The 25,086-nt window shown below is 61.9% G+C and carries 24 protein-coding genes and 1 tRNA gene; 14 read left to right on the forward strand and 11 right to left on the reverse strand.

Annotated elements, in window-relative coordinates:
* Together DBIPINDM_RS23995 and DBIPINDM_RS24000 are read right to left on the reverse strand one after the other, a co-directional pair.
* Positions 1-1,140 carry an ABC transporter permease gene (locus DBIPINDM_RS23995; RefSeq protein ID WP_258581542.1) on the reverse strand — a complete coding sequence of 380 codons (1,140 nt, stop codon included), beginning with the start codon at positions 1,138-1,140 and terminating at the stop codon, positions 1-3.
* Positions 1,137-2,669, reverse strand: coding sequence for an ABC transporter ATP-binding protein (locus tag DBIPINDM_RS24000; RefSeq protein WP_258581543.1), 1,533 nt, complete (start codon positions 2,667-2,669; stop codon positions 1,137-1,139). Before DBIPINDM_RS24000 ends, DBIPINDM_RS23995 begins: the two co-directional genes overlap by 4 nt.
* 217 nt (positions 2,670-2,886) lie before the next feature.
* Between DBIPINDM_RS24000 and DBIPINDM_RS24005 the strand changes: the two genes are divergently transcribed.
* Complete coding sequence (locus tag DBIPINDM_RS24005) at positions 2,887-3,093, forward strand: SlyX family protein (RefSeq protein ID WP_258589328.1); 207 nt, start codon at positions 2,887-2,889, stop codon at positions 3,091-3,093.
* Between the two features lie 22 nt (positions 3,094-3,115).
* The gene (locus tag DBIPINDM_RS24010; RefSeq protein WP_258581544.1) at positions 3,116-3,517 is read left to right on the forward strand and encodes a hypothetical protein; all 402 of its coding nucleotides are present in this window, start codon (positions 3,116-3,118) and stop codon (positions 3,515-3,517) included.
* A gap of 64 nt (positions 3,518-3,581) precedes the next feature.
* Here DBIPINDM_RS24010 and DBIPINDM_RS24015 read toward each other — a convergent pair whose 3' ends face one another.
* From DBIPINDM_RS24015 to DBIPINDM_RS24030, 4 genes are all read right to left on the reverse strand, one after another.
* On the reverse strand, positions 3,582-4,571 hold the full coding sequence (locus tag DBIPINDM_RS24015) for a BMP family lipoprotein (protein ID WP_258581545.1): 990 nt from the start codon (positions 4,569-4,571) through the stop codon (positions 3,582-3,584).
* A 212-nt stretch (positions 4,572-4,783) separates the two neighbouring features.
* Complete coding sequence (gene msrA, locus DBIPINDM_RS24020; protein WP_258581546.1) at positions 4,784-5,446, reverse strand: peptide-methionine (S)-S-oxide reductase MsrA; 663 nt, start codon at positions 5,444-5,446, stop codon at positions 4,784-4,786.
* A gap of 38 nt (positions 5,447-5,484) precedes the next feature.
* Positions 5,485-5,808, reverse strand: coding sequence for a hypothetical protein (locus DBIPINDM_RS24025; RefSeq protein WP_258581547.1), 324 nt, complete (start codon positions 5,806-5,808; stop codon positions 5,485-5,487).
* Between the two features lie 117 nt (positions 5,809-5,925).
* Positions 5,926-6,711 (reverse strand): hypothetical protein, encoded by a 786-nt coding sequence (locus tag DBIPINDM_RS24030; RefSeq protein ID WP_258581548.1) that lies wholly within the window; start codon positions 6,709-6,711, stop codon positions 5,926-5,928.
* Between the two features lie 303 nt (positions 6,712-7,014).
* Between DBIPINDM_RS24030 and DBIPINDM_RS24035 the strand changes: the two genes are divergently transcribed.
* Both DBIPINDM_RS24035 and DBIPINDM_RS24040 read left to right on the forward strand, forming a co-directional pair.
* A tRNA-Ser gene (locus DBIPINDM_RS24035) sits at positions 7,015-7,104 on the forward strand.
* 103 nt (positions 7,105-7,207) lie between these two features.
* A complete protein-coding gene (locus tag DBIPINDM_RS24040) occupies positions 7,208-7,630 on the forward strand; it encodes a DUF6538 domain-containing protein (protein WP_258581549.1) in 423 nt (140 codons plus the stop codon).
* Between the two features lie 993 nt (positions 7,631-8,623).
* Here the strand turns inward: DBIPINDM_RS24040 and DBIPINDM_RS24045 are convergent.
* Positions 8,624-9,457: a class I SAM-dependent methyltransferase gene (locus DBIPINDM_RS24045; RefSeq protein ID WP_258581550.1), complete on the reverse strand. Its 834-nt coding sequence runs from the start codon at positions 9,455-9,457 to the stop codon at positions 8,624-8,626.
* A 1,877-nt stretch (positions 9,458-11,334) separates the two neighbouring features.
* Here DBIPINDM_RS24045 and DBIPINDM_RS24050 point away from each other — a divergent pair.
* Both DBIPINDM_RS24050 and DBIPINDM_RS24055 read left to right on the forward strand, forming a co-directional pair.
* Positions 11,335-11,610, forward strand: coding sequence for a hypothetical protein (locus tag DBIPINDM_RS24050; protein ID WP_258581551.1), 276 nt, complete (start codon positions 11,335-11,337; stop codon positions 11,608-11,610).
* Positions 11,611-11,751: 141 nt separating this feature from the next.
* Positions 11,752-12,054, forward strand: a complete 303-nt coding sequence (locus DBIPINDM_RS24055) for a DUF982 domain-containing protein (RefSeq protein WP_258581552.1) — start codon at positions 11,752-11,754, stop codon at positions 12,052-12,054.
* A gap of 147 nt (positions 12,055-12,201) precedes the next feature.
* Here DBIPINDM_RS24055 and DBIPINDM_RS24060 read toward each other — a convergent pair whose 3' ends face one another.
* Both DBIPINDM_RS24060 and DBIPINDM_RS24065 read right to left on the reverse strand, forming a co-directional pair.
* Positions 12,202-12,399 (reverse strand): hypothetical protein, encoded by a 198-nt coding sequence (locus DBIPINDM_RS24060; protein ID WP_258581553.1) that lies wholly within the window; start codon positions 12,397-12,399, stop codon positions 12,202-12,204.
* Between the two features lie 138 nt (positions 12,400-12,537).
* Positions 12,538-12,774: a DUF6894 family protein gene (locus tag DBIPINDM_RS24065; RefSeq protein ID WP_258581554.1), complete on the reverse strand. Its 237-nt coding sequence runs from the start codon at positions 12,772-12,774 to the stop codon at positions 12,538-12,540.
* A gap of 221 nt (positions 12,775-12,995) precedes the next feature.
* Here DBIPINDM_RS24065 and DBIPINDM_RS24070 point away from each other — a divergent pair, with 221 nt between their 5' ends.
* Positions 12,996-13,715: a Crp/Fnr family transcriptional regulator gene (locus DBIPINDM_RS24070; protein ID WP_258581555.1), complete on the forward strand. Its 720-nt coding sequence runs from the start codon at positions 12,996-12,998 to the stop codon at positions 13,713-13,715.
* A 174-nt stretch (positions 13,716-13,889) separates the two neighbouring features.
* Here the strand turns inward: DBIPINDM_RS24070 and DBIPINDM_RS24075 are convergent, their stop codons facing one another.
* Positions 13,890-14,387 (reverse strand): ferritin-like domain-containing protein, encoded by a 498-nt coding sequence (locus DBIPINDM_RS24075; RefSeq protein ID WP_258581556.1) that lies wholly within the window; start codon positions 14,385-14,387, stop codon positions 13,890-13,892.
* A 440-nt stretch (positions 14,388-14,827) separates the two neighbouring features.
* Between DBIPINDM_RS24075 and kdpF the strand changes: the two genes are divergently transcribed.
* Genes kdpF through DBIPINDM_RS24110 form a run of 7 tightly spaced genes read left to right on the forward strand, consistent with a single transcriptional unit; the run spans position 14,828 to position 23,044 of the window.
* Positions 14,828-14,917, forward strand: a complete 90-nt coding sequence (kdpF, locus tag DBIPINDM_RS24080) for a K(+)-transporting ATPase subunit F (RefSeq protein WP_032918612.1) — start codon at positions 14,828-14,830, stop codon at positions 14,915-14,917.
* Positions 14,918-14,951: 34 nt separating this feature from the next.
* Complete coding sequence (gene kdpA, locus DBIPINDM_RS24085) at positions 14,952-16,655, forward strand: potassium-transporting ATPase subunit KdpA (protein WP_258581557.1); 1,704 nt, start codon at positions 14,952-14,954, stop codon at positions 16,653-16,655.
* Positions 16,656-16,681: 26 nt separating this feature from the next.
* Positions 16,682-16,897, forward strand: a complete 216-nt coding sequence (locus tag DBIPINDM_RS24090; RefSeq protein ID WP_258581558.1) for a hypothetical protein — start codon at positions 16,682-16,684, stop codon at positions 16,895-16,897.
* Entirely contained in the window at positions 16,894-18,987 is a 2,094-nt protein-coding gene (gene kdpB, locus DBIPINDM_RS24095) for a potassium-transporting ATPase subunit KdpB (RefSeq protein ID WP_258581559.1), read from the forward strand. The genes DBIPINDM_RS24090 and kdpB overlap by 4 nt, the downstream gene beginning before the upstream one ends.
* 11 nt (positions 18,988-18,998) lie before the next feature.
* Complete coding sequence (gene kdpC, locus DBIPINDM_RS24100) at positions 18,999-19,565, forward strand: potassium-transporting ATPase subunit KdpC (protein WP_258581560.1); 567 nt, start codon at positions 18,999-19,001, stop codon at positions 19,563-19,565.
* A gap of 57 nt (positions 19,566-19,622) precedes the next feature.
* Positions 19,623-22,355 (forward strand): sensor histidine kinase, encoded by a 2,733-nt coding sequence (locus tag DBIPINDM_RS24105; RefSeq protein WP_258581561.1) that lies wholly within the window; start codon positions 19,623-19,625, stop codon positions 22,353-22,355.
* A complete protein-coding gene (locus tag DBIPINDM_RS24110; protein ID WP_258581562.1) occupies positions 22,352-23,044 on the forward strand; it encodes a response regulator transcription factor in 693 nt (230 codons plus the stop codon). The genes DBIPINDM_RS24105 and DBIPINDM_RS24110 overlap by 4 nt, the downstream gene beginning before the upstream one ends.
* A 25-nt stretch (positions 23,045-23,069) precedes the next feature.
* Here the strand turns inward: DBIPINDM_RS24110 and DBIPINDM_RS24115 are convergent, their stop codons facing one another.
* Complete coding sequence (locus DBIPINDM_RS24115; protein ID WP_258581563.1) at positions 23,070-24,506, reverse strand: MFS transporter; 1,437 nt, start codon at positions 24,504-24,506, stop codon at positions 23,070-23,072.
* Positions 24,507-25,086: the final 580 nt, after the last annotated feature.

Genomic DNA, 25,086 nt, shown 5'->3' on the forward strand with positions numbered 1-25,086 from the left:
TCAGGCGCCCTTTCCCTTGACCGCTTCCATGCCGACCGACCGCGGACTGAACGAGGCGAACAGCGCCTGGATATAAGGCCTGAACATGTGTTCCAGCGCGCCGGCGAACAGGATCACCAGACCTTGAATGATGACGATCATGTCGCGGCTGATCGCCGGCATCTCGAAGGCGAGTTCGGCGCCGCCCTGATAGAGCATGCCGAACAGGACCGCCGCCAGCACGATGCCGACCGGATGGAGGCGCCCCATCAGCGCCACGGCGATGCCGACGAAGCCGGCGCCGGAGACGAAGTCGATCGCGACATTGTGCTGGTCGCCCATCACCGGATTGAGCGCCATCATGCCGGCCAATGCGCCTGAGATCATCATCGCGGTGATGATGATGCGGGTTTCCGAGATGCCGGCATAGCGCGCTGCTTTCGGGCTGTGGCCATAGGTGCGCATCTCATAGCCGAGCTTGGTGCGCCAGATCAGCAGCCAGACCAGGAACGCCATGACCAGCGCCAGCAGGAAGGTGACGTTGAGCGGCGCCGAACGGATCTTGGCGCCGAACAATTCGATGATCCAGTTGAGCTTCGGCAATTCCGCGCCGGCGAAGAAGTTACGCGTCTGCGGCGCTTGCGAGGCCGCCGGCTTCAATGGGCCGACCAGCAGGTAGACCATGATCGAGGCGGCGATGAAGTTGAACATGATGGTCGTGATGACGATGTGCGAGCCGCGCCTGGCCTGCAGATAGGCGGGGATCAGCGCCCACAACGCGCCCACAACCGCCGAAGCGACGATGGCCAGCGGAAATGTCAGCCACCAGGGCAGCGTGCTGTCGAAGGACAGGCAGACGATGGCGATGCCGAGGCCGGCGATATAGGCCTGCCCCTCGGTACCGATGTTGAACAGGCCGCAATGCGCCGCCACCGCCACCGAGAGCCCGGTGAATATGAAGGTGGTGGCATAGAAGAGGGTAAAGGCGATGCCTGTCCCCTTGCCGAAGGCGCCCTCGACAAGGATGACGGCGGCGCGGAACGGGTTCTCGCCGACCAGCAGCACGACGAAGCCGGCGACGATGAAGGCCACCGACAGATTGATCAGCGGAATTAGCCCATAGTCGGCCCAGGCTGGCAATTTGGCGTAAGGCGTGCTCATTGCGCAGCCTCCTGGCGCTCGACGCCCGCCATCAGCAGGCCAAGCTCGCCCTCGGTCGCCTCCGGGCCGCGCTCGCCGACGATGCGGCCGGCAAACATCACCAGGATGCGGTCGGAGAGCGAACGGATCTCGTCGAGCTCGACCGAGACCACCAGCACCGCCTTGCCCTGGTCGCGCATGGCGATCAGGCGCTTGTGGATGAATTCGATGGCGCCGACATCGACGCCGCGCGTCGGCTGGCCGACGATCAGCACGCCGGGGTCCTGTTCCATTTCTCGCGCCAGCACGATCTTCTGCTGGTTGCCGCCGGAGAAATTCGCCGTCTTCAGGCGCGGATTGCTTGGCCGGATATCGTATTTCTCGATCTTGTCCCTGGCGTCGGCCATGATGGCGTCGACGTTGAGGAAGGGCCCTTTGAGATAGCGGGGGTCGTCGTGATAGCCGAGGATGGAATTCTCGTTCTCCTCGAAGGCCAGCACCAGCCCGACATGATGGCGGTCCTCCGGCACATGGGCCAGCCCTCGATCGCGCAATTCGCCGGGGTCGGCCTTGCCGGTGAGATCGATCGGCTTGCCGTCCAACATGACGGAGCCGGAAACGGCGTGCCTGATGCCGGAAATCGCCTCGAGCAGTTCGGACTGGCCGTTGCCAGCGACACCGGCGATGCCGACGATTTCACCGGCGCGCACGTCGAAGGAGATGTCGTCGACCATGGTGACGCCGCGCGAATCCCTGACCGTCAGGTTCTTGACCGCGAGCTTGACGGCGCCGGCTTCCGCCTCGCCCTTCTCGACCCGGAGCAGCACGCGGCGCCCGACCATCAGCTCGGCCAGTTCCTCGACAGTGGTCTTCTTCGTTTCCCGGGTCGCCACCATCGTGCCCTGGCGCATAACCGACACGGTGTCGGTGATGGCCATGATCTCGCGCAGCTTGTGGGTGATCAGCACCACCGTCTTTCCCTGATCCTTCAGCTGCTTGAGGATGCGGAACAGATGGTCGGCCTCGGCCGGTGTGAGCACGCCCGTCGGCTCGTCGAGGATCAGGATCTCGGCGCCGCGATAGAGCGCCTTGAGGATTTCGACGCGCTGCTGCAGGCCGACCGGCAGTTCCTCGATGATGGCGTCGGGATCGACCTCAAGACCGTATTCGCGTTCCAGCCGCTCCAGCTCGGAACGCGCCTTGGCGATGCTGCGCTTCAGCAGCGCATCGCTTTCGGCGCCGAGGATGATGTTCTCCAGCACCGTGAAATTGTCGACCAGCATAAAATGCTGGTGCACCATGCCGATGCCGAGTGCGATCGCGTCGTTGGGGGTCTTGATCGATGCTGGCTTGCCGCCGACGCGGATCTCGCCGCTGTCTGCCTGGTAGAAACCGTAGAGGATCGACATCAGCGTCGACTTGCCGGCGCCGTTTTCGCCGACAATGCCGTGGATGGTGCCACGCGCGATCTCCAGATTGATGTCGCGGTTGGCGCGCACGGCGCCAAAACTCTTGTTGATGCCGATCAGTTCGATTGCGGCTTGCGCCATGCAGCCAGTCCCACTCTTATTTTTTTATCGCTTGGTCAAAACGCCTAGCATGACGCTCCGCCCGTGCCAATTGGCGGAGCAGCGTCCACTCTCGGCAAATCCCAGTGCGCTTGTCAATTTCCAACGTGTCCGCAGGCTTCATATTCGCTAATATGACGAAGTCGAAATTCGCATCACAATGCAAGGCATTGGGGTGCAAGATCAGGGATTGCGAATGATCATGCCCGCCGACCGGCTGACGACGCTGGAAATCCGCGCCGCCGAGCAGGAAAACACCATAGAGGAGCTGTCGGGCCAGATCGCCGAGCAGTGGACGGTGATCGAGCGCATGCAGCGCAAGCTCGACGCGCTGACCGACCGCTTCCTGGCGCTGGAGGAGCAGTCGGCACCCGAAGTGCCCGTGACCAAGCCGCCGCACTGGTGAGGAAAAGGGGAGGGCGCAAATCATGGCCAGTGAAAGCGATCGCATCGCACGGGCCGGCGACTATGTGCTCGGCCTGATGAATGACAAGGAACGGGAACGGGCCGAGCGCGATCTCGAGATCGACCCTGCCTTCCGTGATGCGGTGGTGCGGCTTGCCGAGCGCATGCATGTCTTCGACCGCGCCGAAAAACCCGCCTTGCCCGCCAATCATTGGGCGCTGGTGGCGCAACGTCTGGCCGAATTGCCGCAGATGCGCAGTGTTGGCCTGGGTGGCAATGACGCCAAGCCGCGCCCGGTGATCCGAAGCCTGTCCCGGTCACCATACGGCGTTGGCGTGCATTCGCTCGGCGGCCGGCGCGGCACTGTTATCGCCATAGTGCTGATCGCGGTCTTCGCGCTCGGCTACCTCGTCGGGAAATTGTAGGCCGACGCAAAACCGCCGGACTTGCGCCCGGCGGTTGCAGATCATGGCTGTATGGCGCTGCCGATCAATACGGGCAGGCGTTGTCAGCCGTATAGTCGTGCACCTGGATCTTGCCGGCGATGATGTCGGCCTTGGCCTTCTCGACGGCAGCCTTCATCTCAGGGGTGACCAGCGCCTTGTTGTTGTCGTCCATGGCGTAGTCGACGCCGCCTTCCTTGAGGCCGAGATTCTCGAGGCCGCCCTTGAAGGTGCCGTTCTTGCCGTCCATGAAGGCGGTGTAGACGGCAACGTCGACGCGCTTCATCATCGAGGTCAGAACCTTGCCGGGCTGCAGGCCGTTCTGGTTGGAATCGACGCCGATGCCGAGCTTGCCGGCATCAGCCGCCGCCTGCAGCACGCCGACGCCGGTGCCGCCGGCCGCGGCGTAGACCACGTCGGAGCCCTGGTCGATCTGCGTCTTGGCGATTTCGCCGCCCTTGGCCGGATCGTTCCAGGCGGCCGGCGTGTCGCCGGTCATGTTCTGGATGACGTCGGTCGCGCCGGCCGACTTGGCGCCGCCGACATAGCCGCATTCGAACTTGCGGATCAGCGGGATGTCCATGCCGCCAATGAAGGAGACCTTCTTCGACTTCGATGCCATCGCGGCCATGATGCCGACGAGGTAGGAGCCTTCGTTCTCCTTGAATACAAGCGAGCGGACATTGGGCAGGTCGACGGCATCGTCGATGATGGCGAAGTTGAGATCGGGATATTCGGCCGCGACCTTCTTCAGCGCATCCTCCCAGGCAAAGCCGGCCATGACGATCGGGTTGTGACCGTCTTCGGCGAAGCGGCGCAGCGCCTGCTCGCGCTGCGAGGCGTTGGACACTTCGAACTCGACATAGGGCGTGCCGGTCTCGGTCTTGAATTTCTCGGCGCCATGGAAGGCTGCCTCGTTGAAGGATTTGTCGAATTTGCCGCCCAGATCATAGAGGATGGCCGGCTGGACATCCGCGGCGAAAGCCGGAAGAACCATTGCGGTTGCGGCCAGGAGGCCGAGAACGATACGTTTCATGTGATCCACACCCTGTCGGTTATTTTTTCCGTTACGCCCCGCCTGCCTGCCCGGTTCTGCGGCAGGCATGCGACGTCAGCCAGGAGTGTATTCCCCTCCCGCTCGGCGGCAATCTGGCACGGCCCGAAACAAAATTCACGCGGAATTTTGACCTTTTGGAAAAGCGTGCCACGGGCAAGCTGTGCCGCAGTCCTATCGTTGCGCGTGAGCCATCAGGCGGTGGCGGCCGGCATGGTGCAGGCGATGCCGGTGCCCTTGAGGTTGCAGTAGCCGTAAGGGTTCTTCGCCAGATATTGCTGGTGATCGGCCTCGGCGAAGTAGAAGGTGGGCGCCGACGCGATCTCGGTGGTGATCCGGCCGTGGCCGGCACCGCGCAGCGCGGCCTGATAGGCATCGCGAGCGGCGTTCGCCGCCTGGAATTGCGCATCGCCGGATGTGTAGATCGCGGAGCGGTAGGTGGTGCCGACATCGTTGCCTTGGCGCATGCCTTGCGTCGGGTCATGGCTTTCCCAGAACAGCCGCAGAAGGTTGGCATAGGAGATGATCTTGGGGTCGAAGATGACCAGCACCACTTCGGCATGGCCAGTCAGTCCCGTGCAGGTTTCCTGATAGGTCGGATTGGGCGTGATGCCGCCGGCGTAGCCGACGGCCGTGACCCAGACGCCTTCGATCTGCCAGAACAGGCGCTCGGCGCCCCAGAAGCAGCCGAGCCCGAACATCGCCGTCTCCAGCCCCTCGGGGTAGGGGCCCTTGAGCGGCCGTTTCAGGACATGGTGCTTGGACGTTGTCGGGATCGCCTTGGCACGACCCGGCAAAGCCTCGGACGGCTTTGGCAGATTGAGCTTCTTGTTCAGCATGTCGCTGAGAAAGAACATGCGCGGTCTTCCTTCCCGTCAGGATGCAAGAAAATTGATCAGTTGGCGGCGAATTGGCCCGTGCGCCGCTGGCGCCTGTAGCCGATGGCGTAGAGCAGGAAAGCCAGCACGGCGAACACGGCAAAGCCCGGCTGGTTGAGCACCCAGGCAATGGCGCCATCCCACAGCAGCGGACTGGCCTTGGCGCGGACGAAGGTTTCGAAGGCCGCCCGCGTGTACGGCGAGACCGCCAGCCAGCTGGCGTTGAGCGGGGTCAGCACAAGCGCCGAAGCCGCCACCGTGCGCGTCGTGTCGAGCACCGCCATGATGACGGAAACCGAAAGCGCGACCATGGCGGCAAGACGAAAAATGAAGCGAAACATCAAGCTCTCCCCCGGCCGATCCTGGACGGGATCTCCGGCACGTGTCCCGAAACGAGAAATAGAGTGCGCACGGCTTGCCCGCAACCGCGATACTCGAATTTGAAGGGCTTCCTCTCCCTATGCCGCCGGCTTGCGCCTGCGCCGGTGAACGAGCCAGACGGCAAGAATGCCACCGACAACGGCGCCGACCACCAGGCCGCCCAGGCCGAAGAAGGCAGCGAAATAGCCGCAGCCGCCTTCGAAGCAGCTCACCTCTGCGACGTCGGCGATCACCGAGCCGGCGAAGAAACCGCCCACGGCACCGATGGCTGCGCCGAGGACGATGCCGAGCAAGGCGGCGGCAATGGAAACCAGGACCGGCGGCGCCTCGGTTTCCGGTTTGGCGTAGACGGTCTCGGCGCCGGAGCCGCGGCGCAGCAGGTAGATGCAAAGCAGGCCGACGCCGATCTCGATGGCGGTGATGCCCAGGCTCCTGGCGGAGAAGACGAAATCGGGCACGGTGAGCACATAGGCCTGTCTTGCCAGCACCCAGACGATGAGGGCGATCTGCCAGATAGTGAAATGGCGGGGGAAGCGCCCTGAGCGGCCGAAGGCGAGGCCGAGCAGGTAGAGCCCCCACAGGATGATGATGACATTGGCGACGAGCCCGCCAAGCAGGAAATAGAGGACCTTGTCCGGCAGTCCGGAATTGCCGACCAGCCACCAGGCCGAGGCCAGGCCATAGACGGACCACGCCATGACGAAGATGAGCCAGCCCACCGGGACATAGGACAGGTCGCTGCCCGGGCGCCCGGCTGGCGCCTGTCCACTGCCCGGTTGTCCGCTGCTTGATGTCATATCGGGACGATGCCCCCGCAAAGCCTCTGCGTCACTCGACAGCTGGCCGGCGGCGAAGTCAAGCACGGCGGGTCCTGCTGCCTTGCCTGTGCACATCATTCGGGGTGCGGGCACCCCGGAAACGGGTGCGGCGGCGGCCTCGCGAAACGCCATGTGGCCGGCAAAGCGAATAGACTGCCGTTATGGCTTGGCATTCGGCGCGGGATCGACTAGATGAGCCCCGCGCCTGTTGCTTCGACGGCTCAGGTGCCGGGGAAGGATGTCCGCTGGTTGGGCGGCGTCCATGGTTCGGAAAATCCGCGCCGCAGCCCCAAGGAGATGCATCTCCCCAACCCGCGCGGCGAAACCGGCCGGCGCGAAGGCAAGGACGGAGAGGTGGCCGAGTGGTTGAAGGCGCACGCCTGGAAAGTGTGTTTACGGGAGACCGTAACGCGGGTTCGAATCCCGCTCTCTCCGCCAGCCCATCCTTAAGGCATTGATTCCCAAAGAAAACCCTTGTGTTGTAAGGCTTTCAGCCCCAAATGGTGCAACTATGCTTGCTACAAAAAGGCTAGCCAGCACCATGAAATACGTCAGTTTCCAGCGCGGCCGATATGTCGTCCGCGTCACGGTGCCGCTCGACCTACGTGAGATTATCGGCAAGCGCGAACTAGTCACACCGCTAGACGCCGACAAACGATCGGCAGAACGGGCGGCGCACGGCGTCATCAATGGTTTTCTGGCGATGATCGATGACGCCCAAGCAAAGTTTGCGGCGACCAGACCGACCGTAACCAGCGCGGCCAAGGCGCACTATCAGGCAGAGCTAGAGGCCGACGACCGCGAACGGGCAGGTACCGGATCAAGCGCCGTTGCCGACACCCAGGCACTATTCGCACCGCGCCGAGCAAGCCTGCTTCGGCTGGTCGCGGCTGGTCAGATCGAAGGCGACGAAGCCGAAGCGCTGATAGGCTATGCAGCCGACGATCTCGGGGAGACCCATTGAACTTCCAGAACTGGCTCCAGCAGATAAGCAGGAGCGGTGGCGAGCGCTTAATACATGACGAAAGGGCTGCAGTATACAGGAAATCGCTTTGTAGATTGCGCAAAGGCCGCGCAAAGCCTAGTAGTGTCTAATGTTGGCCCGAGTACCCAAAAAATAGACTGCATGTGTGTATTATTTGGAGAAGTAGGGGCTGGACTGGAGGGAAATACTTTTGTCGGATCGCCAACTACATTATATGTTATAGCGCACGTTCCACTGCTGCTGCTCAGTCCATCTATTATCTGATAAGGTTTTCCACCATATTCAATCTTATAGTAGACGTCTATGTTAAAAGCGCATGTCCAAGTCTTGTCAGTTGGCGCGTCGACAAAAACAACTACCCCAATACAACCGAACCGCTCAGTCCATCGTCTTTCCCCCGGAGGGGGTGTATAATAGATACATCTCTGTGTCACCGAGTCTGCGATCGTTAGCGTTGACGCATGGCTGCTAGTTGCAAACCCGGGCAACAGTCCGACTATCATCAGGAAAACGCGAAGAGACGCGAGTTTCATTGGGCACCCTCTGAACTGATAAAAGCTCATCTTTGGCGCAGCATTTTCGAGGCGGTTTTAGTATCTTAGCATAAGGAGAGGCGGTTCAAAAATGAACATGCGGGCAGGCGGTGTTCGCGAAGCGGCGGCTTACAGGGCAAACCAATGGGCTGCCCAGCGCCTTATTGGACCTCATCTAATCCATGTGGAACAGCCACTTGGCTGTAACACTTAGAATTTTCTTATGCTTTCTAAGTAATTGAAAAATAACGAAAAAAAGGCTTGGCTGGGGAACCTGGACACTAATCCTGCGGCTGAAAGCGAGCCGGCCCCTATTTGCGCTACCGGGGTTCGCGCGCTCGGCCATTCGACAACAGCCACATGACACCGGGCGGCTTTCCTTCTGGACGCGGCAAGGGAATCGGACTCTACGTGCAGCGTCGGACGCCTGGCCGGTTGATCAGTGACTAGGTGAGCGAGCCCGTTTGGCAAAGCGAGCAAGCCAGCGATTAAGCCCCGTTGCTGGGCGTGTTGGTTCGAGGGCTGTCCTGCCTCTGACGGCTGAAGCCGGCTTGGTGCAGACAATCAGATCTGTGTATTCGCCAAGGATACCATGTGTGCGATCGGCGAAGCGATACACGCGAGCGTCAAATGGTGCCCATTCCACGATCGCCAGATGCAAATCGTAGCCGTAGTCGATGGTCACGATTGAACCTTCGTTGCTAATCGGATTTCCGTGGATTTCCGGCGCTTTCAAATGCTCTCTCGTTCCATCCGCATGCTGGATGAACCTGCGTTCCCACGCGCTGGTTTGAGACTTCCGGACCGGAAAAGTACAAATATAAATTCCACCGGGTCTCAGGGTTCTAAAAACCTCGGAAGTTACTTTGTCCGGATGATATACGTGCTCCATCACGTCAAGCGTTACCGTGATATCAAAGCTACAATCATCAAAAGTCAGGCTTGCGAGATTCTCGTTGCGAACCCCGTTGTGCATTGACCCGAACGGCTGATCTGGGAAGTATTGAGAGGCAATGTAGTGCCGTGCGTCACGTTTCATGACCGCGGATATGCCCCTGCCTACGGGCGAAGACTCATGGATATGCAAGCCGCGCCAGTCGGGTCTCAGCTCATTGAGGATGAGCGCCAGCGCTCGTTCCCGAGGGATTGATCCCTGCGGGCAGGATGTACAGACCAACTGGTCACGCAGCCAGGAACCTTTTGCCAGGAACTCTGTGTTCTTCTGGCAGATGGGGCAAAACCCAGAAATTTTCCACGGCTGAAATTCGCTCATGGTTATTGTCGATAGCTGATAGCTAGCGGCACCTCAACCAAGCGCGGTCTATGGGTGAGATGAATTGAGTTCGCTATCGGCGCGATTCTTGCTTATTTCTGCTGGGAAGGTTGTCGGCCTGAGCCCCCATCTTTGACTTGCTGTTGGTGCGGCGCATCGCTGACGGACCATTCAATATCTGGAAGAGACAATCTTACTCCTGACATATTCCTGACCGCAGATAACTGGCAGAGACGGTGACTGGATTGAGCCAGATCAGAAGGACCGCATGACGACAACGGTAGGGGCAACGCGCTGGCGGGCGCCAGGACGCGCAAGGTGTTCTCCGCTGTAGGGCAGCGCTTGCTGGGCCGCCATCTGGACAGTGTCTCGTCGTGGATCAGGTAAGTTGGCATTGCAATTGCAACGGCACATCAGCGGGGCGAACAAACAGCCCGGCAGGTCCCGCGATCCTCTGGGCGACTCGCCGCTGCCGTAAATGGGCGGGACGGGTTTGGTCAGACATTCCGAAGCTGCCAGATTTTAAAGGAAGGCCATGGCCGACAGCAAAATCGAACCGTCTTTTCCATCTGTAGAAGTCAGCCAATCCTTAGGCGAGTGGTTTGTTCGCATAGCAGGAAGAGGCGGCAAAACATATTCCAGAGCCTTTCAACGGGAGGCAGATGCCGTTGCTTTCGCTGATAATCAGCGTGCGCGTCTGAGAACGCAAACTATGGCACAGCGAACGATGTGAATTTGTTGTTTATCGCTTTGCCCTCCTGGATTGGCGCGGGGTCAGGAATCCACCCATTATCAGGTCCAAGGCGTCGAGCGCCTCTTCATCCAATAAATTTGTCAAGGCCACGCCACCCACGAGCACAACCTTGTCATTGTCTATGTCGTAGACCTCCCAGAGCCCATCTCTGACTCTTCGAATTGCGTACCGGCGTTCCATAAGGAATTCCTAATAAGCGAGTCTCGGAAACTCCTGCAACAAAATAGGTCCGGGAGCCGGGATTAACTGTGGAGAACTATGCCTGGTTGATCCAAACCTAGCTATCGGGTCTAGCCATGCCTTACCAACGGGCCCGCTCCTCCAGGTTCCATTGCCGAACGAAAAACCCGAACGGTGGCAGGCTTTATATGAAAGCTGTTTGACCAACGTTTTGATGCCTGTTTCAGCAAAGGGCATCACGGGCGTAGAAGCAAACGCCAGGGCACCCACGGGCTGGATCATTCGACTGGCCTTGGGGATGGCGGCGGGAATACGTGTTTAACGTTCATTAAATTTGTCTAATTTAGCATATTCTGATTATGCGCTTCTCCGTTTTCCTATTTTGCTGGCTAGCATTCTTTGGTTGGGACTTCGCCGCTCACCAGGGCCAGTTCACCATCGAACTCGGGATGCGGGTCGTCCACCTGATCAACCGGTTCCGGCCTATTTAAAGATCGAGCCAGCGAGTTGGCGCCGGCCTGTATTGAGCAAAGCATCACGCAGCCTTACGCGATCACGCAATTACGCGGCCCGGGTGAAATCCGCCAATGTTGAAGAAAGGCGAAGATTTTCCGCCTTGGCCGGCGCCTTTATCCCAACGCACCCGCCCAACCAGGCGCCGGCCATTTTCGTCGGCGCGTCCTCGGCTTCGGTGTGATCTCTTCGTTAGGGGCTCAAGTCAAAGCAACATCTGCGTCAATCGGAGGGAGATCGATAAGAAACATCCATCCGTCCCGGTCGACCCGCGCTAACAAGGCCCGCTCGTCTCGCGCTCCACTCTGAAATATCTGGATTAGCATTGCGGCATAGAACTCGGCGTCGATCGACAATTGATCAACATGCTCTCGTGCGCAAAGCTGGCCAAACACACGCTGCAACAGATCAACAGCCTCGGGTTCGGGTGATGGCGGCCCTTCTGATCCTGCCCTTCATCTGGCGGCTCTGCATACCAGGTGGCGAATTTGCCACTCGGGGTGTCGTCTGGCTCGATATCCTCATCAATCTGGGCCTGCTTGTCGGTCTCTACGGCGCCCGCAAGGCGCTTGTGGGCACGGGTCCTGGCGACGAGCGGTGGAAGGTCGGCGCGCCGCTTTATTGGGCGGCGATGATCTCCGGCATAGGAATGCTGCTGATCCGTGTCAGCAGCAGCCATGGCTGGTGGACCGGGCATCTGATGTAGTCCTGACGCGCGGTCGAGGCGTACAGCAGGAAACAAATGTGTCCATCTGGAACCTCCCGCCCTGCCGCGCGTTTCACGGCGTCCCGTCCGTGGACCAGCCCGGATATCTCTCCTGGCGCTGCGATAATCAGGAGCCGTTTCATGTACGACAAGCTGTTTCATTCGCCGGTGGCGCTCACCGTCGGCCTTGGCTTCAAGCGCGAGATTGCCTCGCTGGCCGAAATGCACGATTTCCTGACCAATTGGACGACCTCGCGCCGTGGCCCGCTCCATCGCCATGCGGTCGAGGCGTGTGGCCTTGCGCTGGAAGGCTGCATCACCAGGGATGAGGCGCGCCATGCGCTCGTCGCATTCGCGAAAGCCACCGGTATCCTCTGGCCGGAGATCGAGTCGGTTATCGTGGCGCGCGCCGTCGCGCGCGGCTGTGGCGGCTACGCCGCCTGAGTTTGAGGCCACCCGCCGTCGTGGTGGCCAATTCCGCATCGACCGCCGCTGAAAGCCCGGCCTGGCCATCCCGAGCCGGGCTTTCGCTTTGCTGCAGGAAGATCGCGTTTACCCACCGATGATGTTTGCCTGGCGCTTTTGGGGCAATCAACCTTTCGAAGGTGCGCCCCGGCGTGCCGGCTTGGGCCTCGTCGGGTCAGGCGCCTGCACTGACTGCGCGGCAAGGCGCAGCTCTCTCAGCCTGGCGGTCTTTTCCTCGCGGGCCGCCCGTTCGGCATCGATCACGATCTGCGATTCACGCTTGGCGCGCTCGTCACGCTGGGTGTCGACTTTTGCACGGTTCATGTGCTGCTACCTCCATCCCGCAGGGGGCGCGGTTCGGAACGCCGCCTCTTCCGGCCCCGCATGGTGCAGCGTTGCAGCGGGGGCGGCGATTACAAATGATGGTCGGAGAACTTTTGTCACCGATGCCGGGGAGGGCCGTCAGTCGCACCACCCCGAAGAGACGACGAGCGATGCCTCGAAGATACGGCGTCCGCTCTCGTCTCGCACCTTGACGGTAATGGCTGTGCGGTCGTTCTCGATCATTTCGTCGCGGACGATGTCGGGCAGGATGCGGATCGCTTCGCGCCGCAGGCGCTCGCGGGTTTCGAAGACCTGGCCGTCATCATCGACCGTCAGACCGTCGCCATTGTACAGGTCGAGATAATATCGAGGCATGATGGGCTGGACCTCAGGCTGTTGAAATGGCGAGATATTCAACCGACAATTCGCGGGCCGGGCAGTTGTTCCACCAGCGGTGGCATTTGCCGTGGAACAAGCGGGCCCTAACAAATGTTAATGCCTATCAGCGGCCAAAGGCCTAGTGCATCCGAAGCCGCCTTGCTTCCGACAGAAACACTTGGCGATCGGCTTCTGAAGCCCTCTCGCCGGAGGTTGCGGTGCTTGAATCCCTTTACCTGAACCTGGGCCAGCACGATGCGCTGTCCGATGCCGAGAAGGCGCTGCTGGCTGGCGCCATGACCTTCGAGCGGCATTTCGCCATCGGCCAGGACATCATCGCTTCCGGATCGCGGCCGAGCTATTCGACGCTGATCCTCGATGGGCTGGCGGCGCGCTACAAGGTGCTGGAGAATGGCGGCCGGCAATTCACCTCGTTGCAGGTGCCCGGCGACTTCGTCGATCTCCACGCCTTCCTGCTGAAGACCATGGATCACGGCATTGTCGCCTTGTCGCCCTGCCATGTCATGTTCGCCGATCACGGCCGGCTTCGCGCCATCACCGAGCAAGCGCCGCATTTGACCCGGCTGTTGTGGTTGGACACGCTCGTCGATGGCGCCATTCACCGCGAATGGATCGTCGCCATGGGACGGCGCTCCAAGACCTCGCATCTGGCCCATCTCGTCTGTGAGCTTTTCGTGCGGCTGCAGGTGGTGCAGCGGACCAACGGCATGAGCTTTCATCTGCCGCTCTCGCAAGCAGAGTTGGCCGATGTGCTTGGCCTGTCGGTGGTGCACATGAACCGGGTTATCGGCGCCTTGCGCAAGGTCGGCGTCGTCAGCTGGGCAAACCACACGGTGACCATTTTAGACTGGCACCGGCTGCAGGAAATCGCCGAGTTCGATCCGACCTATCTCAGCATGATGCGGGAGCCACGCTAAGGTGTATTGATATTCAGGTGAGGTCGGCCTGCAAACGATGGCTTTCTGCGCTTCCGGTGCTCACGTACTTAAGTACGCTCCGCTCCGGTTCTCGAAAGCCATCGTTTTCGGCGCGACCTGACCTGAATCTCAACACACCTTCGGCCGGTCGGTACGGCCACCGATCTTGCAGATTTATGCTGCTTCTGCCGCGACGTTGACCGCCGACTCCGCGATCTTGGTCAGCGCCTGGTCCGTAGCCTTCTCTTCCTTCAGCGTCGCTTCGAGGAGTGCCACGGCTTCGTTCAGGCCGAGTTCACCGGCCCAAGTCCTCAGCGTGCCATAGCGTGAGATTTCGTAGTGTTCGACCGCTTGCGCGGCGGCCAGCAGACCGGCATCGAGCGCGGGCGATCCCTTGTACTCCTCCATGATCTCGGCGCCTTCCTCGGTGATGCCCATGATGGCTGCACAGGTCTTGCCCACCGGCTTCTTGCCGATGACACCAAAGACCTTCTCCAGCCTTGCGACATGGCCTTCGGTTTCGGTGCGGTGCTTTTCGAAGGCGGCCTTCAGCTCGGCGCTTTGCGCGGCCTTGGCCATTTTCGGCAGCGTCGCCAATATCTTCTTTTCGGCGAAATAGATGTCCTTCAGCGTGTCGTGAAACAGGTCGTCGAGCATTTTCTGCTTTGCCATTGTCATATCCTCTGATGCGTGAACCCTCAGGTCGACAATCTCCCGCTGGAGGATTCGTTCCATTCACGCCGCATGGCGCGGTCGCGCGGCACAACCCGGCGAATCCTCATCGAGACGCCATCTCGCCGACGGCGATGGGCCGGCAAAACCTTTATAAAATTCCTATTTCTTTCCGCCCCGCGCCGTCTCGAACCTTTATGGCGATCGGGTCCATATTCTCCAGGGAACACACAGCTCGGTCGCGATTATCTATCGTGACGGAGTGTTTCCATATGATTTCAGCCTGCCGATGGCAGGCGTACAGTGCGAAGCGCAAATAAAACGAAGATAAGGAACATGCACGATGGATATCGTCGTTCTCGGGATAGGGGTTTTGTTTTTCGCCCTTTCCTTCGCCTACATCAAAGCCTGCGACATTCTTTGAACAGGAGGATCGCAACATGCTTCTCGACTATATCCTCGGCGGCGGTGTGACCTTGTTCCTGCTCGCCTACCTGACATACGCCCTCGTTCGCCCAGAACGCTTCTGACGGCAACTGGTGCAAGGCACGGAAAGCTACTTCAATGACTCTCAACGGATGGATACAGATCCTCGCCTACTGCGTGGTCGTCGTTCTGCTGGTGAAGCCGCTCGGCGGCTACATGTACCGCGTTTTCAACGGCGATCGCACATTTCTCTCGCCGATTTTGGGGCCTGTCGAACGGGCCCTTTATCGCATTTCGGGAACCAGCGAGCGCGAGGAGCAGCACTGGACCGTTTATGCGGCAGGCATCATCTTCTTCAGCCTCGCCAGCTTCCTTGTGCTTTATGTCCTGCAGCGGCTGCAGGGCGTCCTGCCCTACAATCCGGCCGGGATGGCCGCCGTTGAGCAGAACCTTTCCTTCAACACCGCCGTCAGCTTCGTGACCAACACCAACTGGCAGAACTATGGCGGCGAAAGCACGATGTCCTACCTCGTGCAGATGGCCGGCCTGACGGTGCAGAACTTCATGTCAGCAGCGGTCGGCATCGCCATCGCGGTCGCGTTGATCCGCGGCTTTGCCCGCGCCTCGGTCAAGTCGATCGGCAATTTCTGGGTCGATATAACCCGCTGCACGCTCTACATCCTCCTGCCGGCCTGCATCGTGCTCACACTTGTCTATGTCTGGCTCGGCATGCCGCAGACGCTCGGCCCGTATGTCGACGCCACCACGCTCGAAGGCGCCAAGCAGACCATCGCCCTCGGTCCTGTCGCCTCGCAGGTCGCCATCAAGATGCTCGGCACCAATGGTGGCGGCTTCTTCAACGCCAATGCCGCGCATCCTTTCGAAAACCCCGATGCGATCTCCAACTTCATCCAGATGGTCACGATCTTCGCGCTCGGCGCGGCGCTGACCAACGTCTTCGGCCGGATGGTCGGCAACCAGCGCCAGGGCTGGGCGATCCTGGCCACGATGGGTGTCCTGTTCATCGCCGGCGTTGCCGTCTGCTACTGGGCGGAGGCCGCGGGCAATCCGCTGGTGCACGCGCTGGGCATCGACGGCGGCAACATGGAAGGCAAGGAGACCCGCTTCGGCATCGCCTTGTCGGCACTGTTCGCCGTCATCACGACGGCCGCCTCCTGCGGCGCGGTCAACGCCATGCATGACAGCTTCACCGCGATCGGCGGCTTCATCCCGATGATCAACATGCAGCTCGGCGAAGTCATTGTCGGCGGCGTCGGCGCCGGTTTCTACGGCATCCTGATGTTCATCGTCGTTGCCGTCTTCGTTGCCGGCCTGATGGTCGGCCGCACGCCCGAATATCTCGGCAAGAAGATCGAGGCCAAGGAGGTCAAGATGGCAATGCTCGCCATCCTGTGCCTGCCGCTGGCGATGCTGATCTTCACCGCAATCGCCGTTGTCCTGCCGAGCGCCGTGGCCTCCATGGCCAATGGCGGACCGCACGGCTTTTCGGAGGTGCTCTATGCCTACACCTCGGCGGCGGCGAACAACGGCTCGGCCTTTGGCGGTCTCAGCGGCAACACGCCCTGGTACAACATCACGCTCGGCATCACCATGCTGATGGGCCGCTTCCTGGTCATCATCCCGGCCCTGGCGATTGCCGGCTCGCTGGTGGCGAAGAAGACGGTTCCGGCCTCCGCCGGCACGTTCCCGACCGACGGTCCGCTGTTCGTCGGCCTGCTGGTCGGCACCATCCTGATCGTCGTCGGCCTCACCTTCTTCCCGGCGCTGGCGATCGGCCCGATCGTCGAACACCTGGCAATGATCCATGGGCAGACATTCTGAGACCGCCCAGCCTTGGATAGAAAGTCATGTCCTGGTTCAAAAACATGCGTCGCAACGTTGAGCGTCGGACCGACAAGGAGGGGGAGAGAATCCCCCCTCCTTTCCCGACCGTATCCACATTCCTCGGCATTGCGGCAGCCATGATCGTCATCTGGCTGCTGGTCTATGGGCCGCCGCATCTTCCTTCGGCATCCGATCGATCGGTGCCTGCCAACAACATCGATACTGGAGCCAACAAATGAGCCAGTCCAAATCCGCTAGCATCATGGATGCCAGCATCCTGTGGCCCGCCATCGGCGGGGCCTTCAGGAAACTGAACCCGCGCACCCTGATCAAGAACCCAGTGATGTTCGTCGTCGCCGTCGTCTCGGCGCTGACATCAGTTCTGTTCGTCAGGGATCTCATCACCGGTGGCGGTGATTTCAAGTTCACGCTGCAGATCATCATCTGGCTGTGGTTCACCGTGCTGTTCGCCAATTTCGCCGAAGCGGTCGCTGAAGGCCGTGGCAAGGCGCAGGCCGACTCGCTGCGCAAGGCGCGCACCGAGACCCAGGCCAAGCTTCTGGCCGGCGAGGACAGGACCAAGTTCAAGCTGGTGCCCGGCACCAGCTTGAAGGTCGGCGACATCGTGCTGGTCGAAGCCGGCGACATCATCCCGTCGGACGGCGAGGTGATCGAAGGCGTCGCCTCGGTCAACGAAGCGGCGATCACCGGTGAGTCGGCCCCCGTCATCCGCGAATCCGGCGGCGACCGTTCGGCGGTCACCGGCGGCACGCAGGTGCTGTCCGACTGGATCCGTTTGCGCATCACGGCCGCCTCCGGCCACACCTTCCTCGACCGCATGATCTCGCTGGTCGAAGGTGCCGAACGCCAGAAGACGCCGAACGAGATCGCGCTCAACATCCTGCTGGTCGGCATGACGCTGATCTTCGTGCTGGCCACCGCAACCATCCCGAGCTTTGCCTCCTATTCGGGCGGCTATATCTCGGTGACCGTGCTCGTCGCCCTGTTCGTCACCCTGATCCCGACCACGATCGGCGCGCTGCTGTCGGCGATCGGCATCGCCGGCATGGACCGCCTGGTGCGGTTCAATGTGCTGGCCATGTCGGGCCGTGCCGTCGAGGCTGCCGGCGACGTCGACACGCTGCTGCTCGACAAGACCGGCACGATCACGCTCGGCAACCGCCAGGCGACGGAATTCCGTCCGGTCAAGGGCGTCACCGAACAGGAACTGGCCGACGCGGCGCAACTGGCCTCGCTCGCCGACGAAACGCCGGAAGGCCGCTCGATCGTCGTCCTGGCCAAGGAGAAATACGGCATCCGCGCCCGTGACATGGCAACGCTGCACGCAACCTTCGTTCCCTTCACCGCACAGACCCGCATGAGCGGCGTCGATGTCGACGGCTCGTCGGTGCGCAAGGGCGCGGTCGATTCCGTGCTTGCCCATGTCAACCAGTCGACGGTCGCTGCCCACGGCACGCGCCCCAGCAGCGATTCCGTCCGGGATCTCCAGGCGGTCGCCGACGAGATTGCCAAGTCCGGCGGCACGCCGCTGGCGGTCGAGCGTGACGGGCGCCTGCTCGGCGTCGTCCATCTCAAGGACATCGTCAAGGGCGGCATCAGCGAGCGCTTCACCGAACTGCGCCGCATGGGCATCCGCACGGTGATGATCACCGGCGACAATCCGCTGACGGCGGCCGCGATCGCGGCGGAAGCCGGCGTCGACGACTTCCTTGCCCAGGCGACGCCCGAGGACAAGCTGAAGCTGATCCGCGACGAACAGGCCAAGGGCAAGCTGGTCGCCATGTGCGGCGACGGCACCAATGACGCGCCCGCCCTTGCCCAGGCCGATGTCGGCGTCGCCATGAACACCGGCACGGTGGCCGCGCGCGAAGCCGGCAACATGATCGATCTCGACAGCGATCCGACCAAGCTCATCGAGATCGTCGAGATCGGCAAGGCGCTGCTGATGACGCGCGGCTCGCTGACGACCTTCTCCATCGCCAACGACGTGGCCAAGTACTTCGCCATCATCCCGGCCATGTTCGCAGTCTTCTACGTTGCGCCGGGGCAGACCACCGGCCCGCTGCAGGCGCTCAACATCATGCATCTGGCGACGCCGCAGAGCGCTATCCTGTCGGCGATCATCTTCAACGCGCTGATCATCATCGCGCTGATCCCGCTGTCGCTGAAAGGCGTCAAGTATCGCGCGATCGGCGCCGGCGCGCTGCTCAGCCGCAACCTGCTGGTCTACGGCCTCGGCGGCATCATCGTCCCCTTCGTCGGTATCAAGGCGATCGACATGATCGTCACCGCCCTCGGCCTCGCTTAAGGAACAGTTCCATGCTCACCCAGATAAGACCCGCGATCATCATGATCGTCTTCTTCACGGTCCTGACCGGCCTGATCTATCCGATCGGCATGACCGGCATTGCCCAGGCGCTGTTTCCACGCCAGGCCAATGGCAGCCTGATCGAGAAGGGCGGCAAGGTCATCGGCTCCGAACTGATCGGCCAGGGCTTTGCCAGTGACAAGTATTTTCATGGCCGGATTTCGGCAGCCGGCAGCAACGGCTACGACGCCACCGCCTCCGGCGGCACCAATCTCGGCCCGACCAACCCCAAGCTGATCGACCGCATCAAGAGCGATGCCGACAAGCTGAAGGCGGAGAATCCGAGCCAGCCTGTGCCGATGGATATGGTGACGTCATCGGGCAGCGGCCTTGATCCCCATATTAGCCCTGAAGCCGCCTATTTCCAGGTTCCGCGTGTCGCCAAGGCCAGGGGCATCGACGAAACCAAGATCAAGGCGCTTGTCGACGGTCAGGTCGAGAGCAGGGAACTCGGCTTCATGGGAGAGCCGGTGGTCAATGTTCTGGCTCTCAACCTGGCGCTGGACGCCGCTAAATAGTTGATGGCGAGGGCCGGGGATCGACAGCATCCCCGGACCTCTCCATGATCGATCCTGATGCCGGAAGACCGAAGCAACGAAAACAGACCTTCCCCCGACGCGCTGCTCGAGCATGCCGAGCGCGAGGGACGCGGCCGCCTGCGGATATTCCTTGGCGCGGCACCAGGTGTCGGCAAGACTTACGAAATGCTGATGTCGGGCCGGGCCAGGCTGGCCGACGGCATCGATGTGGTAATCGGCGTCGTCGAGACGCATGGCCGCAGGGAAACCCAGGCCCTGGTCGAAGGCTATGAAGTCATTCCCCGCCGCAAGGTCGACTACAAGGGGCGCATCCTCGACGAGATGGATATCGACGCCATCCTCGCCCGGCGCCCGGCGCTGGTTCTCGTCGATGAACTCGCCCACACCAATGCGCCCGGCAGCCGCCACCCCAAGCGCTATCTCGACGTCCAGGAAATCCTGACGCAAGGCATCGACGTCTACACGACGCTCAATGTCCAGCATGTCGAAAGCCTGAACGACGTCGTCGCCCAGATCACCAAGGTCAGGGTCCGCGAGACGGTTCCCGACTCCATCATCGACCAGGCTGACGATGTCGAGATCATTGATCTTACCCCCGACGACCTGATCAAGCGGCTCGAGGAAGGCAAGGTCTACTTCCCCAACACCGCCCAGCGCGCCATCGAGAACTATTTTTCGCCCGGCAATCTGACGGCGCTCAGGGAACTGGCGCTGCGCCGCACCGCGCAGCGCGTCGACGAGCAGTTGCTCAATCACATGCAGTCCCATGCCATCCAAGGCCCCTGGGCTGCCGGGGAAAGGGTCCTCGTCTGCCTCGACGCGCGCCCGGGCGGAGCGGCCCGCATCCGTTATGCGCGCCGGCTGGCCGACCGGCTCCGTGCCCCGTGGACGGCGCTGCATGTCGACAGTCCTCGCTCGGCCAGCATGCCCGAGGAGGACAAGGACCGGCTTGCAAACAATTTGCGCCTCGCCCAGCAGCTCGGTGCCGAGGTGACGACCATCCCGGGTCAGAACGTGGCGCAAGACATTGTGCGTTATGCGACGGCGAACAATTTTACCCATATCGTGGTCGGCCGGCCGACCCGCTCGCGCTGGCGCGAATTGATCGAGGGATCGCTGACCTATGATCTCATCCGCAATGCCGGCGACATCAGCGTCCACGTCATTTCAGGGACCGAACGCAACGAGGCGGCGTCGAGAAGCGTCAAGCCGGCGGATGAGCAATGGCAGTTCGAGATCTGGCCCTATCTCAAGGCCACGGCCTTTGTCGCCGGCTCGCTCGCCTTTGCCGTCCTGCTCGATCAGTTCCTCGACGTTCGCAACCTCGCGATCATCTTCCTCATCGGGGTCTTGGCGTCGGCCGTGACCGGCGGTCTCTGGCCTGCTCTGTACGCCTGTCTCGCCAGCGCCCTTGCCTTCAACTATTTCTTCCTGGAGCCGCGCTACACGCTGACGATCCGGGATCCGGAGAGCATTGTCGCGCTCGGCGTGTTCCTGGTCGTCGCCGTCATTGCCAGCAATCTGACGGTGCGCGTGCAGCGGCAGGCAGTTGCCGCCCGCTCGCGGGCGCGGGCCACGGAAGACATCTACCTCTTTTCAAAGAAGCTCGCCGGTGCCGGCACGCTCGACGACGTGCTGTGGGCAACCGCCTTCCAGATCGCCTCGATGCTGAAGCTGCGGGTTGTGTTGCTTCTGCCCGAAGACGGCACCATCACCGTCAAAGCCGGCTATCCGCCCGACGATACGCTGGCCGAAGCCGACATCGCCGCCGCCCGCTGGGCCTGGGAGCACAACCGCGCCGCCGGGCGCGGCGCCGACACGCTGCCTGGCGCAAAGCGCCTCTATCTTCCGTTGCGGACAGGACGTACGGCAATCGGTGTCGTCGGCCTCGACAATGACAAGCAGGGCCCGCTGCTGACGCCGGAGCAGCAGCGCCTGCTCGACGCGCTGGCCGACCAGGCAGCGGTCGCCATCGAGCGCATCCAGCTCGTCGCCGATGTCGACCGGGCCAAGCTTTTGGCCGAGGCCGATCGGTTGCGCTCGGCGCTGCTGACCTCCATTTCGCATGATCTGAAGACGCCGCTCGCCGCTATCATGGGCGCGGCCGGCACGCTGCGGGAATTCGCGCCGGCACTTCCCGAAGAGGACCGGGCGGAATTGCTGACGACCGTGCTTGACGAATCCGAGCGGCTGAACCGCTTCATCGCCAACCTGCTCGACATGACCAAGATCGAGTCCGGCGCAATGGAGCCGAACTTCGCTTTCCACTATGTCGGCGACATCGTCGGCTCCGCCCTGCAGAGGGCGAGGAAAATCATCGGCGAGCACAAGACGGAGGTGGATATCCCCCCGGAGTTGCCGATGTTGAAAGTCGATCCCGTGCTGTTCGAGCAGGCGCTGTTCAATCTCCTCGACAATGCGGCGAAATACGCGCCATCAGGCTCGACGATCCGCGTGCAGGGCTGGGCCGACAATGGTTCCGTCATCCTGCAGATCATGGATGAGGGGCCGGGCATTCCCCCCGGTGATCTGGAACGGATTTTCGACACGTTCTACCGGGTGCGCAAGCGCGACCAGGTTCGCGCCGGCACCGGGCTCGGCCTGTCGATCTGCCGCGGCTTCATCGAGGCGATGGGGGGGACGATCACTGCGGCTAACCGAACCGACCGTTCGGGCGCGGTTTTCACCATCAAGATGCCGAAGCCGACGAATCCGCCCGATCTCAGCGCCGCCACTACGGGCGACAATGATGTGGATGATTTGGCATGATGAACGCGAATGTCAGGATACTGGTCGTCGATGACGAGCCGCCGATCCGCAAGCTGCTTCGGGTCGGCCTTGGCAGCCAGGGCTATGCGGTCAGCGAGGCGCCGAATGCCAAGGCGGCGATCGAATTGATGGAACAGGAAAAGCCGGACCTCGTGCTGCTCGATCTCGGCCTGCCCGGCATGAGCGGCCATGAGCTGCTGCGCAAATGGCGCGACGACGGCCTCGACATTCCCGTCGTCATCCTCTCCAGCCGCACCGACGAGGCCGGTATCGTCAATGCGCTCGAACTCGGCGCCGACGATTATGTCACCAAGCCGTTCGGCATGAACGAACTGGTGGCACGCATCCGCGTGGCGTTGCGGCACAAGTTCCAGCAGCAGGGCGAGAAGCCTGTATTCCAGAGCGGCGACCTCAGCGTCGATCTGGTCAAGCGCATCGTCAAGGTCGAGGGCAAGGAGATAAAGCTCTCGCCGAAGGAATACGACATATTGCGCATCCTGGTGCAGCATGCCGGCAAGGTGCTGACCCACCATTTCATCCTGAAGCAGATCTGGGGTGACTCGACCGATGTGCAATATCTCAGGGTCTATGTCAGGCAGCTCAGGCAGAAGATCGAGAAGACCCCCGATCAGCCGCACCACATCACCACCGAGACCGGTGTCGGCTATCGGCTGCGTGTGGTCGAGTGAGACAGCCATTTCGATTGAGGCTGCGTCAGCCGATGGCTTCCAGCGGCCGGTTCGCAGTCGACGATGCCCGCAAGGCGGCGAAACAGCCGAGGATGCCGAGCGGCACGAAGGCGAGGAACAGCCAGCTCGCGACATTGGCCGCGGCGTCGTGGTTCAGCCCCTGCGAGAAACCGCTGGCATTGGCGACGATGCCGGCGAGGGCCGCGCCCACGGCATAGCCGATGCGCTGCATGGTCGGCACCGCGGCTGAGGCGATGGTCTGTTCGTCATCCGGTGCGGAGGCGACGATGACGCGGGTCAGGAACGGCCAGGCAATGCCGAAGCCGCCGCCCTGCAACAGGGCGCAGACCAGGATCAGCGGAATGGAACCCAGCGGTATCGTGTAGGCAAAGCCGGCAATGCCCGCCGCGATCATCAGCGCGCCGGCGACAATGATCAGCCGCTCGCGTTGCGGCGGTGCGTTGGCGACGAGGATCGACAGGATCGACCAGGCGATCGATTCGGCGGCGATGATGTAGCCGGTGGTCAAGAGCGGAATGTCGTGCAGGCTGGTCAAAAGCAGCGGTCCATAGACGCCGAAGGAGCAGGTCGCGACGGAAAAGGCCGCGACCATGGTCATGCCGGCGCCGACCGGCGTGCGCCACGAGAACAGCCGCGACGGGAAAAGCCGCGAGCGCGGCTTCAGCGCGTCGATGGCGAAGAACAGCGCCAGGCCGGCCAGACCCAGCACGATCAGCAGCGAGGAGCGCAGCACGGCGATGTCGACGCCGGCCGAGGCGATCAGCACCACGGCGACGGCAAGGCAGCCAAGGGCGGCGAACGGGAAGGGCGGCACCTTGCCGGCGCTTGGGCTGGGTCGCGTCGCCTCCGGCGTGTTGAGCACGAGGAAGCTTGCCAGTGCCATGGCGGTGCCGCCGAGGGTGAAGACGCCGAAGGCCCAGCGCCACGACAGAAGTTCGGTCATGATCGCGCCCAGCAACGGGCCGCTGAACGCCGCGACGCCCCAGATCGCCGACATGATGCCGAAAAGCTGCGGCCAGATGGCGCGCGAAAACAGCCGCTCGACCGAGACGAAGGCCAGCGACACCAGCGCGCCGCCGCCCAGCCCCTCGATCAGGCGCCCGGCCAGGAACAATTGCATGGAAGGCGAGGTGGCGCAGATCAGCGCCCCGGCCGCGTAGAGCAGGGCCGCGACCACCATATTGGTGCGCAAGGCCACATAGCTCACCAGCCGTCCGGCAGCAGCGCCGGCGACGATGGCGCCGAGCTCGTAGATCGCCAGCGACCAGCCGACGAGCTGCACGCCCGCCAGTTCGCCGACCATGGCCGGCATGACGGTCGCCACCATCGTCTCATTGGTGGCGTGCAGCAGGATGCCGAGGCTGATGAAGCAGAAACGCGCCAGGTCGCCGCTCGCCCACAAAGCGCGCCAGTCGACCCTGTTTGTGCTGATTTCAGTCATGTCCACCCCGCCCCCTGCATATCTCAATGCCGGCGCATGACACCAGAAGCCAGCAAGGGTTTCCGGCAGGACCATGCGCATTGACAACGCCGCATCCAGGCGCTGCTCAGTCGGGGTGGGTTTGTAAGACCTCAACCACGGTTGAGCTCAAGCGGTTCATTTCGGTGGACCATCGCAACGTTCGAGATTGGCCGAAGCCTCTCAACTTCGTCATCCCTGAGCGGAGCAGGAGCGAAGCTCCGTCGCGGAGACCCTGGGATCCATTCCGTGACCTTGGCCGAAGGGCGCAGCGGAGCAGAATTCTGCACCGTAGCAGCGTTCTGACGTCGCGGCATGGATCCTGGGGTCTGCGCCGCGTCGCTTCGCTCCTTGCTACCCCCAGGATTGTTTGAGCAGGATTGGGTAGTGTGGCGGCCGGGACTGCGGCCCATCACAACCGGCAGTCCCGGCGGCAGGCGACCGTCCCTGGGATCGGGCAACACCCGACGTCATCATGGTCCCTGCCGTCTTTGTCCGCCATCGCTTGGAGAGTTGATTGGCCGCTGGCTTGCGCCACGCCCGCAAACAATCCGAAGCCTTA

Source organism: Mesorhizobium sp. AR02, from assembly GCF_024746835.1.
GTDB lineage: Bacteria > Pseudomonadota > Alphaproteobacteria > Rhizobiales > Rhizobiaceae > Mesorhizobium.

Bases quoted from the DNA above. Each gene is read 5' to 3' on its own strand.
- DBIPINDM_RS23995 (WP_258581542.1), bottom strand. From the start codon at position 1,140: ATGAGCACGCCTTACGCCAAATTGCCAGCCTGGGCCGACTATGGGCTA.
- DBIPINDM_RS24000 (WP_258581543.1), bottom strand. From the start codon at position 2,669: ATGGCGCAAGCCGCAATCGAACTGATCGGCATCAACAAGAGTTTTGGC.
- DBIPINDM_RS24010 (WP_258581544.1), top strand. From the start codon at position 3,116: ATGGCCAGTGAAAGCGATCGCATCGCACGGGCCGGCGACTATGTGCTC.
- DBIPINDM_RS24015 (WP_258581545.1), bottom strand. From the start codon at position 4,571: ATGAAACGTATCGTTCTCGGCCTCCTGGCCGCAACCGCAATGGTTCTT.
- msrA (WP_258581546.1), bottom strand. From the start codon at position 5,446: ATGTTCTTTCTCAGCGACATGCTGAACAAGAAGCTCAATCTGCCAAAG.
- DBIPINDM_RS24025 (WP_258581547.1), bottom strand. From the start codon at position 5,808: ATGTTTCGCTTCATTTTTCGTCTTGCCGCCATGGTCGCGCTTTCGGTT.
- DBIPINDM_RS24040 (WP_258581549.1), top strand. From the start codon at position 7,208: ATGAAATACGTCAGTTTCCAGCGCGGCCGATATGTCGTCCGCGTCACG.
- DBIPINDM_RS24045 (WP_258581550.1), bottom strand. From the start codon at position 9,457: ATGAGCGAATTTCAGCCGTGGAAAATTTCTGGGTTTTGCCCCATCTGC.
- DBIPINDM_RS24050 (WP_258581551.1), top strand. From the start codon at position 11,335: ATGGCGGCCCTTCTGATCCTGCCCTTCATCTGGCGGCTCTGCATACCA.
- DBIPINDM_RS24055 (WP_258581552.1), top strand. From the start codon at position 11,752: ATGTACGACAAGCTGTTTCATTCGCCGGTGGCGCTCACCGTCGGCCTT.
- DBIPINDM_RS24060 (WP_258581553.1), bottom strand. From the start codon at position 12,399: ATGAACCGTGCAAAAGTCGACACCCAGCGTGACGAGCGCGCCAAGCGT.
- DBIPINDM_RS24065 (WP_258581554.1), bottom strand. From the start codon at position 12,774: ATGCCTCGATATTATCTCGACCTGTACAATGGCGACGGTCTGACGGTC.
- DBIPINDM_RS24075 (WP_258581556.1), bottom strand. From the start codon at position 14,387: ATGGCAAAGCAGAAAATGCTCGACGACCTGTTTCACGACACGCTGAAG.
- kdpF (WP_032918612.1), top strand. From the start codon at position 14,828: ATGCTTCTCGACTATATCCTCGGCGGCGGTGTGACCTTGTTCCTGCTC.
- kdpA (WP_258581557.1), top strand. From the start codon at position 14,952: ATGACTCTCAACGGATGGATACAGATCCTCGCCTACTGCGTGGTCGTC.
- DBIPINDM_RS24090 (WP_258581558.1), top strand. From the start codon at position 16,682: ATGTCCTGGTTCAAAAACATGCGTCGCAACGTTGAGCGTCGGACCGAC.
- kdpB (WP_258581559.1), top strand. From the start codon at position 16,894: ATGAGCCAGTCCAAATCCGCTAGCATCATGGATGCCAGCATCCTGTGG.
- kdpC (WP_258581560.1), top strand. From the start codon at position 18,999: ATGCTCACCCAGATAAGACCCGCGATCATCATGATCGTCTTCTTCACG.
- DBIPINDM_RS24105 (WP_258581561.1), top strand. From the start codon at position 19,623: ATGCCGGAAGACCGAAGCAACGAAAACAGACCTTCCCCCGACGCGCTG.
- DBIPINDM_RS24110 (WP_258581562.1), top strand. From the start codon at position 22,352: ATGATGAACGCGAATGTCAGGATACTGGTCGTCGATGACGAGCCGCCG.
- DBIPINDM_RS24115 (WP_258581563.1), bottom strand. From the start codon at position 24,506: ATGACTGAAATCAGCACAAACAGGGTCGACTGGCGCGCTTTGTGGGCG.